Annotated in this window: 12 protein-coding genes; 6 read left to right on the forward strand and 6 right to left on the reverse strand. The window is 66.8% G+C overall.

What is annotated here, in order from left to right:
* Window positions 1–31: 31 nt before the first annotated feature.
* Complete coding sequence (gene recQ / locus MLG_RS04490; RefSeq protein WP_011628619.1) at window positions 32–1,867, forward strand: DNA helicase RecQ; 1,836 nt, start codon at window positions 32–34, stop codon at window positions 1,865–1,867.
* 12 nt (window positions 1,868–1,879) lie between these two features.
* Window positions 1,880–2,197, forward strand: coding sequence for a hypothetical protein (locus MLG_RS04495; protein WP_011628620.1), 318 nt, complete (start codon window positions 1,880–1,882; stop codon window positions 2,195–2,197).
* A 20-nt stretch (window positions 2,198–2,217) separates the two neighbouring features.
* Here MLG_RS04495 and MLG_RS04500 read toward each other — a convergent pair whose 3' ends face one another.
* The 5 genes from MLG_RS04500 to MLG_RS04520 form a co-directional block, all read right to left on the reverse strand.
* The gene (locus MLG_RS04500) at window positions 2,218–3,144 is read right to left on the reverse strand and encodes an AEC family transporter (protein WP_011628621.1); all 927 of its coding nucleotides are present in this window, start codon (window positions 3,142–3,144) and stop codon (window positions 2,218–2,220) included.
* 111 nt (window positions 3,145–3,255) lie between these two features.
* Window positions 3,256–5,529, reverse strand: coding sequence for a TRAP transporter permease (locus MLG_RS04505; protein WP_011628622.1), 2,274 nt, complete (start codon window positions 5,527–5,529; stop codon window positions 3,256–3,258).
* Window positions 5,530–5,685: 156 nt separating this feature from the next.
* On the reverse strand, window positions 5,686–6,672 hold the full coding sequence (locus MLG_RS04510) for a TAXI family TRAP transporter solute-binding subunit (RefSeq protein WP_011628623.1): 987 nt from the start codon (window positions 6,670–6,672) through the stop codon (window positions 5,686–5,688).
* Window positions 6,673–6,975: 303 nt separating this feature from the next.
* Window positions 6,976–8,427 carry an NAD-dependent succinate-semialdehyde dehydrogenase gene (locus tag MLG_RS04515; protein ID WP_011628624.1) on the reverse strand — a complete coding sequence of 484 codons (1,452 nt, stop codon included), beginning with the start codon at window positions 8,425–8,427 and terminating at the stop codon, window positions 6,976–6,978.
* A gap of 65 nt (window positions 8,428–8,492) precedes the next feature.
* Window positions 8,493–9,485: a D-2-hydroxyacid dehydrogenase gene (locus tag MLG_RS04520; RefSeq protein WP_011628625.1), complete on the reverse strand. Its 993-nt coding sequence runs from the start codon at window positions 9,483–9,485 to the stop codon at window positions 8,493–8,495.
* A 246-nt stretch (window positions 9,486–9,731) separates the two neighbouring features.
* On the opposite strand from MLG_RS04520, the gene MLG_RS04525 reads away from it, so the two are divergent.
* The 4 genes from MLG_RS04525 to MLG_RS04540 all read left to right on the forward strand — a co-directional run bounded on the left by MLG_RS04525 (window position 9,732) and on the right by MLG_RS04540 (window position 14,693).
* Complete coding sequence (locus tag MLG_RS04525; RefSeq protein WP_041717909.1) at window positions 9,732–10,934, forward strand: pyridoxal phosphate-dependent aminotransferase; 1,203 nt, start codon at window positions 9,732–9,734, stop codon at window positions 10,932–10,934.
* A gap of 401 nt (window positions 10,935–11,335) precedes the next feature.
* A complete protein-coding gene (locus MLG_RS04530; RefSeq protein WP_156774632.1) occupies window positions 11,336–13,609 on the forward strand; it encodes a TonB-dependent receptor family protein in 2,274 nt (757 codons plus the stop codon).
* A gap of 167 nt (window positions 13,610–13,776) precedes the next feature.
* The gene (locus MLG_RS04535; RefSeq protein ID WP_011628628.1) at window positions 13,777–14,244 is read left to right on the forward strand and encodes a PaaI family thioesterase; all 468 of its coding nucleotides are present in this window, start codon (window positions 13,777–13,779) and stop codon (window positions 14,242–14,244) included.
* Window positions 14,241–14,693, forward strand: coding sequence for a PaaI family thioesterase (locus MLG_RS04540; protein WP_011628629.1), 453 nt, complete (start codon window positions 14,241–14,243; stop codon window positions 14,691–14,693). Before MLG_RS04535 ends, MLG_RS04540 begins: the two co-directional genes overlap by 4 nt.
* Window positions 14,694–14,774: 81 nt before the next feature.
* Here MLG_RS04540 and MLG_RS14740 read toward each other — a convergent pair whose 3' ends face one another.
* Window positions 14,775–15,398, reverse strand: coding sequence for a YhcB family protein (locus tag MLG_RS14740; protein ID WP_011628630.1), 624 nt, complete (start codon window positions 15,396–15,398; stop codon window positions 14,775–14,777).
* Window positions 15,399–15,402: the final 4 nt, after the last annotated feature.

The raw sequence follows: 15,402 nt of genomic DNA on the forward strand, positions 1-15,402 counted from the left end.
AAACGAGCGCAGGGACGCGCAGGGTATCGTTATGTCTAACGTAGTGGATCATTGTACCGCCGAGTCGGCCGACCCGGCATTGACGCTGTTGCATCGGGTGTTCGGCTTTCGCGGCTTCCGCGGCCAGCAGGGGGAGATCGTCCGCCATGTCAGTGACGGCGGCGATGCGCTGGTGTTGATGCCCACCGGGGGCGGCAAGTCGTTGTGCTACCAACTCCCTGCACTGCTGCGTCCGGGCGTGGCCATTGTGGTCTCGCCGTTGATCGCACTGATGCAGGACCAGGTCCGGGCCCTCAGCCAAGCCGGGGTGCGCGCCGCCTCCTTGAACTCCACATGCGGTCTGGAGGAGTTGCGGACGATCGAACAGGACATGCGCCGCGGTGAGTTGGACCTGGTCTACATGGCGCCAGAGCGGCTCATGACCCCGCGCATGCAGGAGCTACTGCAACAGGTGCCCATCGCCCTGTTCGCCATCGATGAGGCCCATTGCGTCTCCCAGTGGGGTCACGACTTCCGCCCTGAGTACCTGCAGCTCTCCGTGCTGCATGAGCGCTTCCCCCGGGTACCGCGCATCGCCCTGACCGCCACCGCGGATGCCCGCACCCGGCAGGAGATCGTCAGACGCCTGGGCCTGGACGAGGCGCGGCAGTTTCTCTCCAGCTTCGACCGGCCCAATATCCGCTATCGGGTCACGCCGCGGCGCAATGCCCGCGATCAGCTCTGGCGGTTCCTGGAGACGGAGCACCCCGGGGATGCCGGCATCGTCTACTGCCTCTCCCGGCGCAAGGTGGACGATATGGCCGAGTGGCTGAACAGCAAGGGCCGCCCGGCGCTGCCCTACCACGCCGGTCTCGACGCGGCCACGCGCCAGCGCAATCAGCAGCGCTTCATCGAGGAGGAGGGGCTGATTGTGGTGGCGACCATCGCCTTCGGCATGGGTATCGACAAGCCCGATGTGCGGTTCGTGGCCCACCTGGACCTGCCGCGGAGCATGGAGGCGTATTACCAGGAGACCGGGCGGGCCGGGCGCGATGGGCTGCCGGCCACCGCCTGGATGACCTACGGCCTGCAGGATGTGATCACCCTGCGCCAGATGCTGGACAGTTCCGAGGCGGGGGAGGCCCACAAGCGGGTGGAGCGCCACCGGCTGGAGGCCATGCTGGCCTTCTGTGAGCACACCGCCTGCCGCCGGCAGTCACTGTTGGGCTATTTCGGCGAGGACCTGCCCGAGCCCTGCGGCAACTGTGATACCTGTCTCGAGCCGGTGGAGACCTGGGACGCCACCGAGGCGGCCCGTAAGGCCCTGTCTGCGGTCTACCGCACCGGCCAGATGTTTGGCGTGGCCCATCTGGTGGATGTCCTGCGCGGCCGTGAGACCGACCGCGTCCGGCAGTTCGGTCACCACCGCCTGTCGGTCTTTGGGCTGGGGGCGGACATGGAGGCGGGGCAGTGGCGCACCCTGTTCCGCCAGTTGGTGGCTCTGGGCCTGGTGGAGGTGGACCTGGACGGCTACGGCGGCTTGCGCCTGGCCGAGCGTTGTCGCCCGGTGCTGCGCGGCGAGCAGCCCCTGCACCTGCGCCGCGATCCGGCGCCGGCGCGCGCCCGGCGAAAACGGGCGGTGCCCGAGACCCCCTTCGCCCGGCCGGAGGACGAGCAGCTCTTCGATGCCCTGCGCGTCTGCCGGCGAGAGCTGGCCAGGGATCAGGGAGTCCCCCCTTATATGATCTTCCATGACTCCACCCTGCGTGAGATGGTAGAGCTGCGCCCCGACACCCTGGATGCGCTGGCCGGCATCAACGGGGTGGGGGAGCGCAAGCTCTCCCTGTACGGGGACGACTTCCTCGGCGTGGTGCGCGAACACCTGTGAAGGCAGAAAGCCATGACCCTACGCAACGAACTCAAGGAATTCATCGTCAACCGCGTGCGTGAGGCGGTGCCGGCCGAGGCCATCTATCTGTACGGCCCCGGAGTGGAGGGCCCGGAGGCGCCCGACCGCCACCTGGAACTGCTGGTGGTGGTGCCCGAGGCCTACGATCCCCCATCGCGTCGGGGCATTCACCTCCAGCGCAGCCTCAGCAAGGTCGACCGGCCCATCCAGTTGCAGGTGGTGACCCACGAAGAACTGGAGCGCGAGCGCAACCATCTGCACTCGCTGGTCCATCGGGTGTTGCTCAAGGGCGAGCGGATCTTCGGCTGAGCTCAGAACGGCTCCTGAACTCAGAACAGCCAAAGGGTCAGCCAGAGCACCAGCGGCAGCGTGATGGCGGCCAGCGCGGTCTGCACCGTCAGGATGGTGGCCATCAGCACGGCATCACCCCCCAGTTGACGGGCCAGGATGTAGCAGGATGCAGAGGCCGGCACGGCGCTGAACAGCACCAGTACCGCCAGGGTCGTCTCCTCCAGACCCATCAGCCAACCCGCGGTGGCGGTGACCAGGGGTAGCACCAGCAGTTTGAGGGCGCTGGACACCGCCAGCGCGCCCGGGTTGCGCCCGATCTCGCCCCAGTACAGCCCCGCCCCCACGGCCATCAGCCCCAGGGGCAGGGCCGCCTGGCCCAGGCCATCAAGGAAGAGCACCGCGGCGCCGGGCAGCCCTGGGGTGAGCAGGTTGAGCAGGATGCCCACCACACAGGCCATCACCAGTGGGTTGCGCAGAATGCTGCCGATCATGCCGGCGCCGGCCCGGTCCCCCTGATCCCCGTACCGCATCAGCGCGATCACCGCCAGGATGTTCACCAGCGGCACCAGGACCGCCAGGCTGATGGCGGCCAGGGTCAGGCCCTCATCGCCGAACAGCGCCACGGCGGTGGCCAGACCCACGTAGGTGTTCGGTCGCATGCTGCCCTGCAGGACCGAGGTGAACGCCGGGCCTCCCTTCGGCGTGCGTGGGCGCAGCAACAGCCACTGGGCCAGGTAGACAAGCAGTACCGCGCCCACCAGCACGGTGACAATGGGCAGCAGGTCCAGGGTGTGCAGCGGGGCCTCGGAGAGCCGGGCCACCAGCAGTGCGGGCAGCGCCAGGTAATAGGTGAGCTTCTCCGCGGTTGGCCAGAAGCCATCGGCGGCGAAGCCGGTGCGATAGAGGATATGCCCCAAGGCGATCAGCCCGAACACGCTGATCAGCGCCTCGACAGTGGAGCCCATGGCCACTCCCTTGCTGCCCAAGAAAAGAGGGTCGATCCGGCTGCCCGGATCGACCCTCGCGGATGATACCGCAGAGTGGCGTCAGTATGCCCCACCCCACGTGGCGAGCGGCTATTGCCGCGGTGGGCCTGCCCCCTTGTCGGCGGAGGCCGCCAGCTCACCGGTCTGCTTTTTGAAGAGCAACTGCAGGGCGACCAGGACCCCGCCGATGGTGATGCCCAACAGGTCGGTCATCCAGCCGCCAGCAATCATCGACAGGGCACCGATGAGCAGGCCGATGCGCAGGAACCAGACCATATGCCCGAAGAACCAGCCCTGTACCGATGCCGTCAGCAGGTAGATGCCGATACTGGCCGTGACCACCACGCGGGCGATCTCGCCCCAGGTGCCCTCGCCCAGCAGCGCCGGGCTGTAGAAGAACATGAAGGGCACGATGAATGCCGCCAGGCCCACCTTGAAGGAGGTGACCGAGGTGCGCAGCGGATCGGTGTTGGCGATGGCCGAGGCCGCGTAGGCCGCCAGCGCCACCGGCGGGGTGATGGCGGAGATGACCGCGAAGTAGAACACGAAGAAGTGCGCCACCAGCGGGTCGATCCCCAGCCGTTGCAGGCCGGGTGCTACCACCGAGGCGGCCACCGCGTAGGCCGCAGTGGTGGGCATGCCCATGCCCAGCAGGATGCTGATGCACATGGCGAAGAACATCGCCAGCAGTTGGCCGCTGCCCTCGATGGTCCAGTTGATGATGGGGATGGTTACATCCACCTGGGCGATGCCCAGCAGCATGGAGGCAAAGCGCGCGCCCACGCCGGTGAGACTGATCACGCCGACGATGATGCCGGCACAGGCGCAGACCGCCACCAGCGGGATGGCCATCTTGGCGCCCAGCTCCAAGGCCCGGAGGATGGCCCGGGGGCCCATCCAGTGCGGGGTGAGCCAGGAGACCACGGCGGCACTGATCATGGCCACGGTGCCGGCGCGGATCACCGAGTAGCCCATGAACAACGCCCCGATCAGCACGATAATCGGGATGAACAGGTAGACCTTGCGCAGCATGTCGCCGAGCTGCGGTAGCTGGTCACCGCGCAGGCCGGTCATGCCCATCTTGCGGGCCTCCAGGTCCACCATGAAATAGACGGACAGGAAGTAGAGCACCGCCGGGATGATGGCGGCGATGGCCAGCTCGGTATAGGGGATGCCGGTGATCTCCGCCATGATGAAGGCACCCGCCCCCATGATCGGCGGCATGATCTGTCCGCCGGTGGAGGCGGCCGCCTCGATGGCCCCCGCGCTGCGCGGGTGGTAGCCCACCTTCTTCATCAACGGGATGGTCAGGCTGCCGGTGGCCACCACGTTCCCCGCCGAGGTGCCGTTGATCATCCCCATCAGCCCGGAGGCGAAGATCGAGACCTTGGCCGGCCCGCCGCGGGCCCGGCCGGCGGCGGCGAAGGCGAAATTCACGAAGTAGTCGCCCACCTTGGAGGCCTGGAGGAAGGCGGCGAAGGTGATGAACAGGATGATGTAGGTGGACGAGACGGCCGTGGTCGGTCCGAGGATGCCGTTGTCGGTATAGACATAGCTGAAGAAGCGCGGGAAGGAGTAACCACGGTGCTCCAGGATGCCCGGCAGCCACGGGCCGGCGAAGGCGTAGAACAGGAACACACCGGTGATGATGACCAGCGCCAGCCCGGCCACCCGGCGCGTCATCTCCAGGATGAGGAGGATCCCGGTGAGCGAGACCAGGAACTCGGTGGTGCCGACGAAGGAGGTGCCGGCGGCCATACGCCAGCGGGCCAGGGCGAAAATAATGAACGCGGCCACCACGATGGCGGCCAGCGACAGCAGCCAATCGGGCCAGTGCACCCGATTGGCGGGGCTGTGAAAGATCCAACTGGAGAGCAGGGCGATACCGGTGCCACCGATCAGCGCATAGCGCATGTGTTCGAAGACCCAGTCCGGCGGGTTGGGCTGGCCACCCACTTCACGCAGGTACCAGGCCAGGCCGATACAGAAGGCCGCGTAACCGATGGCGGTGGCGCTGGCCAGCAGGGGCACCAACTGCGGGGTGGTCAGCGCCCGCGGATTGGCGGTGCGGTTCAGGGTGGCCGCGGTGGTCAGCAGGAAGCCGATGACTAGGCCCCCCGCCACGTGGCTGATGCGGAAGGCCCAGGTCTCCATCGGGGCAACGTTGAGCGAATAGAGATGGAAGGCCGTGTAGAGCACGCAGATGCTGTAGAGCAGCCAGCGTTGCCAGCCCGCCACGTCGCGCTCATTGTGACCGAGGGGGATTTCGGTCACATCTTCTACGGCCACCTTGGGGGCGTCCGGTGCCTGGGGATCCTTGTCGTCGGGTGCCGTGTTCTGATTGTCGTGTCGTTGTGAATTCATGGTTGGATTCACTGTCCGTTGTCAGGCTTTTGGCCCGTTTGCGGATAGGGACCTGTCAGGGAAACCGACTGCCGAGTCAGTTTTCAGTCGCCCTGACAAACAGAACCCCCACCCGCGGATGCGGATGGGGGTGGGGTTGCCGGTGCCGCGTGGCGCTTAGCCGCGCAGGTCATCCGGGATGTCGAATCCGTTCTCTTCGAACCAGCGCACCGCGCCCGGGTGGAACGGAAGCCAGTCGTTGACCTCCCAGTTCTCCGGCAGCGTTTCCTTGGAAGCGCCGTGGATCTGCACCATCTCATCGTTGTTTTCCATCACCGTCTTGGTCACACCATAGACCAGACTCTCCGGCATGTCCTTGTGAGTGATGGCAAAGTTCCAGATGGAGATGGCCGGGATATCGGCGTCCAGGGATTGGTAGGCGTCGCCCGGGACGCTGGAGCCGACCAGCTCGGGGAAGGCCTCCAGAATGGCCTCCTGATCGGCTTCAGCGATGGAGAAGATGTTGACGTCGGCCTGGGCCTCGGCCTGGCTGAAGGCGGAGATCGGGATGCCGGCGGCGAAGGCGAAGGCATCGATCAGGCCGTCCTGGAGCTGGCCCACCTGGTCGGAGGCGCCGCCGTTACGGGTGCGCACATCCAGACCGAGCTGCTCGAAGAACTGGGGCCAGTACATGTCAGCGGTGCCGCCGGCCGGGCCGATGCCCACGGTTTTGCCGTCGAGATCCGCGACACTCTCAATGCCGGACCCGGACAGGGCGATGACCTGGAAGGCCGTCTGGTACATGGGGAACACTGCGCGGATGTCCTTGTGCTCCAGGCCCGGTGCCAGTTCGCTTTCGCCCTCCCAGGCCGCCAGCGCGGGGCCCATGGTGACCATGCCGAATTGGTGATCGCCGGTCTGCACCAGGGTGGCGTTCTGGACCGGGCCGCCGGTGACCTCGGCGCCGGCGTTGATGTCCAGCGCTTCGCCCACCATGTTGGCCCAGCCGGAACCGTAAATGAAGTAGGTGCCGCCCTGGCTGGCGGTGCCCACGGTGATGCTGCGCGGCCAGTCGCCGCGGTCGTCGGCGATGGCAGCGCCACCGGCGGCCAGCGCCGCGCCGGCGCACAGGCTTACGAATACATTGCGGGTGCTGTTAAGCATTGTAATGACATCTCCGCTGATGGCTTCACGGGAAAATCCGGGGCCTGCCACCCAGGGCGGGCCCATGCTGTCAGACGATTGATGGAATAGTAGAGTTGGTTCGCTGGTCTGACAGCCCAGTTTTTATGCCAGGGGCGTAGCCCCTGTCAACGATGGGCTATTGTGCAGTACGGCATCGGGTATGTCGGGACAGTCGGCAAAACAAAGCCCGTTACTGCGGATTGTGTGCGTGCAGTCTTGCAGGGGGGCAAGCGGTGCCGCTGCCCCCTGCACAGGCAGTGGCCACGGACCGAACCGGCCCGGTCAATTGCCCCGCGGTACCGTCTGCGGTTCCACAAACTCGAACAGGCCCTCGGTGCCTCCTTCCCGGCCCCAACCACTGCACTTCATGCCGCCGAACGGGGCCTCCGGCGTGGGCCCGGTGCCGGTGTTGTGGCCCACATGGGCAAACTCCAGTCCGGCGATCAGGCGCTGGGCGCGGGCCTCGTCGGCGGTGAACAGGTAGGCGGCGAGGCCGAACTCGGTGTCGTTGGCCATCTCCAGGGCCTGCGCCTCGTCCCGAAAGGGCATGATGGGGACCAGCGGGCCGAAGGTCTCCTCGCGGGTGCAGTCCATGCCCGGCTTCACCCCCCGCAATACCGCTGGCGGGAAGAAGCCGCCCCAGTCGTTGGGGATGGGACCCGGGTCTTCGCCCAGCACCGCGGTGGCGCCCTGCTCCAGGGCGTTGTTGAAATGCCGCCGCACCTTCTCGTAGCCGTTGCGGTCGATCAGCGGCCCGAGGTCGGTGTCCGGCGCCATGCCGTCACCCACCTTCAGCCGGGCGGCCCGCTCCGCCACCTTGTCGGCGAAGCTCTCCTCCACCGAGGCCTCCACCAGGATGCGGTTGGCACAGACACAAGTCTGGCCACCACCCCGGAATTTGTTGGCGATGAGGTGGTCGGCGGCGCGGTCCAGGTCGGTGTCCGCGAACACGATGAAGGGCGCGTTACCGCCCAACTCCAGGGCGAGCTTTTTCACCCCCGGGGCGCTGGCGGTGATCAGCTTGCGGCCCACCTCGGTGGAGCCGGTGAAGCTCACCACGCGCACCCGGTCATCCGCCATCAGGGTATCGCCGATGGGCCCGGAGGGCCCGGTGACCAGGTTGACGAAACCGGGGGGCAGGTCCACCTCCCGCTCCATCAGCGTGAACAGCGCCAGCATGGTCAGCGGGGTCTTGGACGAGGGCTTGATCACGCTGGGGCAGCCGGCAGCGATCGCCGCGGAAAGCTTCTTCGCGATCATGCCAATGGGGAAGTTCCAGGGGGTGACCAGGCCGACCACCCCGGCCGGGCGATTGTGGATGGTCCAGGTGGCCTCGCGCGGACGCTCGGGGAGCGTGCGCGGCCCCAGCGAGTAGACATTTTTCGCGCAGAACTCAAAGAACCCGGCGGCGTATAACACCTCGCCCTGGGCCTCCTTCAGCGGCTTGCCGTGCTCCATGGTGAGGACACGGCCCAGCTCCGACTTGTGCGCTTTCAGGGCATCGACGATACCGTCCAGCCAGGCCTGCCGCTCCTCCAGCTCACTGCCCCGGCGCAGCGCGGCGTGCGCGGCGTCGATGGCCCTTCGGGTCTCCTCCGCTCCCATGGCCGCAACGCGGCCCAACTCGTCACCGTTGACCGGGTTGTGGACCGGGAAGCGCTCGCCGCTGTCGGCGGGGGTCCAGGAGCCGTCGATGTAGCCGTGCAGGTTCGACAGCAGGGGGGATTCAAACATGGCTCGCTCCTCATGAATCGGGTTTGTCACCGGCCCCTCGGGCGCCGGGGCCGGTGGGGATCGGGTCAGGTGCCGGGGGAGGGCGGTACGTAGCCGCGTCCCTTGTCCACCTGGTTGAGCAGGGGTTCGCCCTGGCGCCAGCAATGGAAGTTGGCGATGAACTGCTCAGAGAGCGCCCGGCGCCAGCCCACCACATCACCCGCCATGTGGTGAGAGATCACCACATTGTCCAGGTCCCACAAGGGGTGGTCGGCCGGTAGCGGCTCATCCTCGAAGACATCCAGGGCCGCGCCGGCCAGCTCGCCGGCCCGCAGAGCCGCCACCAGGTCATCGGTGCGGACGATCGGGCCGCGCCCGATGTTGATCAGCCGGGCGTGCGTGGCCATCCGCCGGAACAGCCCGGCGTCGAACAGCCCCTCGGTGGCCGGAGTGAGCGGAGCGGCAATGACCACGTAGTCCTGGTCCGGCAGCAGCTCGGTCAGCCGGTCGTTGCTATAGACGGCCTGGAAGTCGGGGTCGCTGTCGCGGTCGCGGCTGGCGATACCGGTGACCTGCATGCCCATCGCACCACAGGCGCGGGCGATCTGCCGGCCGATGGAACCGGCCCCCACCACCAGCACCCGCTGACCCTCAATGCGTTCGGTATCCCGGTGGTGCCAGCGGTGTTCGCGCTGCAGGGCCAGCGTGGTGTGCAGATCCTTGGCATAGAGCAGGATCAGCCCCAGCACATACTCGGCGATGGGGCGGTCGAAGATCCCGCGGGCGTTGGTCAGCGGGACATCGCTCTCGCGCAGGGCGGGAAACAGCAGCCGGTCGACCCCCGCCGAGGTGGCGTGGACCCAGGAGACCTTGCGTGCCGCCGGCCAGGCCCGTTCCACCACGTCGGTATTGAAGTCGGTGACCAGCAGGATGTCCGCCTCGGCCAGGGCGTCGCGCAGCTCCTCCACCGTACGGGTATGGATCAGCCGGGCCTGGCCTGAGAGCGTCTCCAGCCCCGGTGGCACGTCCTCGTCCATGGCGGTCAGCAAGGCGATGACCGGTTCCGCTGCTGCTGGCATGGCTTTCTCCCGTAAGCGGCCTGAAGGGTGCAGTGGCGGGCAGGCTTGCACCGGTCTGGGGCAGACCGGATGCTGCGCCCCGGAAAGCCCGCCACTCTGCTCATTAGTAGCCCTCCGCGGCAGGGTTCGTCAATTGTTGACCCCCGCCCGCGCCGGGCCTACTGTGGAACTGAACGCACAAGTCGGGATCGCCGCATGGGGCGACGATCACCCGTCATCCGCAGCCGCTGCATAGGAGGATCGGGCATGGTGGCGGATCCGGTCGAGCTGGAGTATTCCGAAACCCCGGAACCCATGTGGAATCCGGCCCTGAGGGCGCTGCCCATCCCGGGCATCCGGCGCATGGTCAACATGGCCGCCGAGATGGATGACGTGATCCATCTCTCCATTGGCCAGCCGGACTTTCCCGTGCCCGACCATGTGATCGAGGCGCACATCGATGCCCTGCGCCACGGCCAGACCGGTTACACCATGGACGCCGGCCTGCCGGAACTGCTGGAGACCATCGCCGAGTATTACGCCGACCGCTATCAGCGGCCGATCGCCCCGGAGAACGTGTTGGTCACCACCGGCGCGACCGAGGCCATCTACCTGGCGCTGGCGGCCACCGCCGCACCCGGCCGGCAGTTTCTGGTGCCGGACCCCTCCTTTCCGCTCTATGCCCCGCTGATCCGCATGAACGGCGGCGAGGTGAAGGCCATCCCCACCCGCGCAGAGAATGGCCATCAGCTCGACCCCCAGGAGGTGATCGACAACATCGGGATGCGCACCTTCGGCATCATCCTTAACTCGCCGAGCAATCCCACCGGCACGGTCTATCCGCGCGAGACGGTGGAGGCCATCGTCCAGGAGGCCGCCTACCGCGGGGTGTATGTCTACAGCGACGAGGTCTACGACCACCTGCTGCTGGATGACCTGCAATACGCCAGCGTGCTCAACTGCACCTCCGACCTGGACCACGTGATGATGATGTCCAGCTTCTCCAAGACCTACAGCATGTCGGGCCTGCGGATCGGTTGGATCATCTCCAGCCAGGGGGCCATCAAGAAGCTGCGCCGGTTCCATATCTTCACCACCACCGTGGCCAATACCCCGGCGCAGTGGGCGGGTGTGGCCGCGCTGCGCGGGGAGAAGACCTGCCTGGACAGCATGGTGGCGGAGTACCGCCGGCGCCGGGACCGGGTGGTGCAACTGGTCAGCGATGCGCCCCACCTCACCGGTTACTGGCCCCAGGGCGCCTTTTACATCTTCCCGTCACTGCCGCCGAACACCGATGCCACCACCGTGGCCATCCGCATGCTGCAGGAGACCGGCGTCTGCGTGGTGCCGGGGGACGCCTTCGGCGACAGTTGCCCCAATTCGCTGCGCATCAGTTTCTCCGCGAGCATGGATGATATTGAGGAGGCCTTCGAGCGGGTCATCCCCTGGCTGGCCAAGCAGCGCTTCTGATGCCCTGACCGGGCTGCCGTGCGCCCCCGGGCGCATGCCAGCCCGGCCCGCCCAATTGCATTACCGACACCGCCTGGCGGTGGACTCAAGCCCCCTCTGATCTCTCCCGTCCGGCACTGCGGCGTGTCGGGGTTGTTCAACTGAACGCCCCCAGGCGCGCTGCGGTCCGGCGCCCGTTCCCTGCCTTCAACGCGTTTGTAATTAGAGCATCTCCAATCTTTTGTAATGATATTGCAAATGCGAACCAGTCTCACTACGATTGCGCTCGGGACATGTGAAGCGGCTTGCGGCCCGCGGTGATCCGCTAGGGCCGCCTTTTTTTCTGCAGCCGTCTTTTTGGGGGGACTGGTGTGATGCCAGGGAGGTACGCCCGGTCGAATTCGTTACAGGAGCAATCAGTTATGACTACGTATCGATTCCGACGCCGGCTGCCATTGGTCGCGGCGGCCGTGGCGATGGCCTTTGGGGCGCAGGGGGTGCACGCCGAGAGCGGCTCCCGGCTGCTGGATCGGATTACGATCACCGGCGATCCGGATCGGATACAGCCGGTTCCGGGGTCTGCACAAGCGCTCGATCGTGAGGAGCTCGAACGCCACAGTTACACCGACCCCCACCGGGTCCTGCGCGCCGTGCCCGGCGTCAATGTGGTGGAGGAGGAGGGCCACGGTCAGTTCCCGCATATCAGCATGCGCGGTACCCCGCCCGAGCGGAACAGCCGGATCACGGTGATGGAGGATGGGGTGCTGGTGGCCCCGGCCCCCTATGCCGCGCCGGCGGCCTACTACTTCCCGCCGATGGGGCGCATGGACCGCGTCGAGGTCCAGAAGGGTTCCAGTGCCATCCGCCACGGGCCTTACACCACCGGCGGGGCGATCAACATGCTGTCGACGCCGATCCCCACCGAGACCTCGGGCAAGGCGGATATCCTGTTCGGTACCGATAATGGCCGCCGGATCCACAGTCACGTGGGCGGTACCCGCGATATCGGCGAGGCGGGTAACCAGTTTGGTTGGCTCCTGGAGGGCTTCACGAATCAGTCCGACGGCTTCAAGCGGCTGGATAATCCGGCGTCCGGTCCCAACCAGCCCGACCTGGACACCGGCTTCGACCGCCGCAACCTGATGACCAAGCTGCGTTGGAACACCGACCCGGCGGCCGCCGTCTATCAGGAGCTGGAGTTCAAATTTGCCCGGGATGACCGCACCATCAATGACACTTACCTGGGCCTGACCCAGGAGGACTTCGACGCCAACCCCTTCCGTCGGTATGTCGGTTCGGCCCGGGACGAGATCAATACGGAGAACGAGCTCTTCCAGCTTCGCCACTACATCACGCCCACGGCGAACACCGACCTGACCACCACCATTTACCGCACGGACACCGTCCGCAACTGGTACAAGCTCCACGAGGTGGATGGCCAGGGTGATGGTGACTTCGTCGGCATCACGGCTATCCTGGATGATCCGGACACCTATGCCGATGAGTTGAGTTGGATCAAGGGTGACCCCAACAACGCCGGCGCGCGCGGCGCCTTGCGGGCCAATAATCGCGAGTACTTCGCCCGGGGGGTCGACCTCAAGGGGGGGTACTGGTTCGATCTGGGGAGCTGGTCCCACGAACTCGAGGTTGGGGTGCGCTACCACGAGGACGAAGAGGATCGCTTCCAGTGGCACGACATCTATGCCGTCAGCGATCAGGGCGATCTCTTCCTCGACGAGCGTGAGCCCTTCGGCTCCAAGACCAACCGGTTGACCGAGGCCGACGCCATCGCCACCTACGCGCAGAACACCATGCGCCGTGGCCCCTGGCAGATCGCCGCCGGGCTGCGCCATGAGGATATCGAGATCCGCCGGCGCGACTGGGGGACCCCGCAGCGCGATTCGGCCAGCCTGAGCCGCGATCAGTCCAACACCTATCGGGTCTGGATCCCGGGGCTGGGCGCCACCTACGACCTGGACGCCAACTGGAGTGTGCTGGCCGGTGTGCACCGTGGTTTTGCCCCGGGGGGCAGCAGCCCGGATGACAAGGAGGAGCGCAGCACCAATTACGAGGCCGGGTTCCGGTACGACAGCGGCGTGACCCGTGCCGAGGTGATCGCCTTCTATAACGAGTACTCCAACATCAACATCGAGTGCACCGCTGTTGGCGGCGGCTGTGGCGCCGCCGACATCGGCGACACCGTCTCGGCCGGCGAGGTCGACATCTACGGCCTGGAGGCCCTGTGGATGCACGATGTGGGGCACTCCCAGCAGTGGGGCATCGGGGTGCCCGTGAGCATCGGCTATACCCTCACCCAAAGCCGGTTCAAGCAGGACATCGGTGGTAACGCGCCCAATCAGTGGGCCAACGCCCGCCGCGGCGACTCGCTGCCCGAAGTGCCGGAGCACATGATCAATGCCAGTGTCGGGTTGGCGCAGGAGGGTTGGCGGCTCAGCCTGAACGCCAACTACGTCACCTCGGTGAAGGCCAAGGCCGACCCGGCTCTGAGCCACCAGCGGATAGACTCCCGACTGCTGCTGGACCTCTCGGGTGAGTACCGGGTCCATCGCAATGCCCGGCTGTTCGGCGCGGTGGAGAACCTGACTGACAAGGAGTATGTCGCCCACTACCGCCCCGCCGGCGCCCGGCCCGGCAAGCCCCGCGAGTTCTGGGCGGGGGTGAAGGTCGACTTCTGATCCGAACCCGGCTCACCGGGCAGACAGGGGTGGCTACCGGCCGCTCCACTGCGGCCCTCGACAGGGATGTCGGGGGCTTTTTTGTGTTCCCAAGCGGATTGACGCCCGGCCTACCGCAGGCGATCCTTCTCGTAACCTGACGGCGGATTCAGATTGGAGGGCTGCGAGTGACCGAAGCGATTAACCCGCGGGGCATGCTGGCGATGGCCCGGGACTTCTTTCAGCTTCTGCCGCACGGGCGACTGCTGGGGATTGTGGTGAACCGGGCGGATTCCGATGGTGTGGAGACGCAATTGCCCTACCGTAAGGAACTGGTGGGCGACCCGGACACCGGTCACCTGCATGGCGGTGTCGTGACCACGCTCATCGACCAGACCAGTGGCGCCGCCGTGCTCTGCCGGCTGGGGCGGCTGGAGGCGGTGGCCACCCTGGACCTGCGGGTGGATCACCTGGGCCGGGCCGAACCGGGGTTGGCGGTGGTGGCCCGCGGTGAATGCTATCGGGTCACGCCCAATATCTGCTTCGCCCGCTGCACGGTCTTTCCGGAGGGGCGGCCCGAGCGCCCCATCGCCACCAGCATGAGCAGCTTCATGCGCACCGGCCAGGTGCCCGGCTTCGTGGAGGGCAGCCGATGAACGAGCATAACCTGCAGCCCTCCCTGGAGGCCCTCCGCGACCAGCTGCGCGGCTGGCCCTACGCCCGCTTGATCGGCATGGGTGTCGAACTGCGTAACGGGGGGCTGGGCTTTAGGTTGACCTACCGCGATGAGCTGATCGGCAACCCGGCGTTGCCGGCGATCCACGGGGGTGTGCTCGGGGGGTTCATGGAGCTGGCGGCCCAGGCGCAGATCCTGTGGGAGGTGGGCCACGAGCTGGAAGGGTTGCCGCGGGTGGTGGATTTCTCCATTGACTACCTGCGGCCGGGCCGGCCGGAGGATGTGATGGCCGACTGCCGGGTGTGGCGCCAGGGTCAGCGGGTGGCGAACATCGCCGTGGTCGCCTGGCAGGGCGATCCGGAGCGGATCATCGCCACCGCGCGCGGACACTTCCTGATGCCCGCCGCGGCGCACCCGCCCCGGTCCTGAGTGGGGCAGGGCGGTGCGGAGGCCCCGTGCCGCACCGGGGCCGCACGCCCAAGCCCAGGGGCTGTCCCGGCACGGCCGGGGTCAGGCCTTGCCCTGGCGCTTCTCCCCCTGCTTTTCCTGGCTCTTGGCGGGGGATGCCTCCGTCTGTTTTTTCTCGGTATTGGCGGGGCGTTCCTCTGTCTGCTTTTTCTCGGTCTTGCCAGAGTGCTCCTCCGCCTGCTTTTTCCCGGACTCGCTGGGCCCTGAGGCCTTCGGCGCGGCCGTCTTGGAGGCCGGCGTCTGGCGCGCCTGGGGGTAGTCGGAGGGCTGCTTCGGGGGCGGTGTGCTCTCTTCGGTCCCGGCGGCGGTCTCGTCGGTCTCCGCATCTGCGGTGCCGTAGTCCAGCGCCTCCTCGCCCTGGCGGGCCGGGTCCGCCTCCAGCAACGGGCCGCTCGGGCCCACGCCCAGCTTACCGCTACTCTCCGCCATGTGGTTGTAAAGCGAGCGGTAGGCGCCGGTCATGTCCTTGAACAGCTCGGCGGTCTTCTCGAAGTGGTTGGTGACCTCCTGCTTATAGGCCTCGTGCTCGGCCCGGGTCTCTTCCAGCTGCTCCTCCAGCTTGTGCGACTGGCCGGAGCCCGAGCCCGTGGCACGGCCTACGACAAAGCCCACGATGGCGACGGCCACCAGGCCCAGAAAAATGATCAGCAGCTCTCCTCCGGTCATTGGT

Origin of the sequence: Alkalilimnicola ehrlichii MLHE-1 (genome assembly GCF_000014785.1) — a bacterium.
GTDB classification, from domain to species: Bacteria; Pseudomonadota; Gammaproteobacteria; order Nitrococcales; family Halorhodospiraceae; genus Alkalilimnicola; species Alkalilimnicola ehrlichii.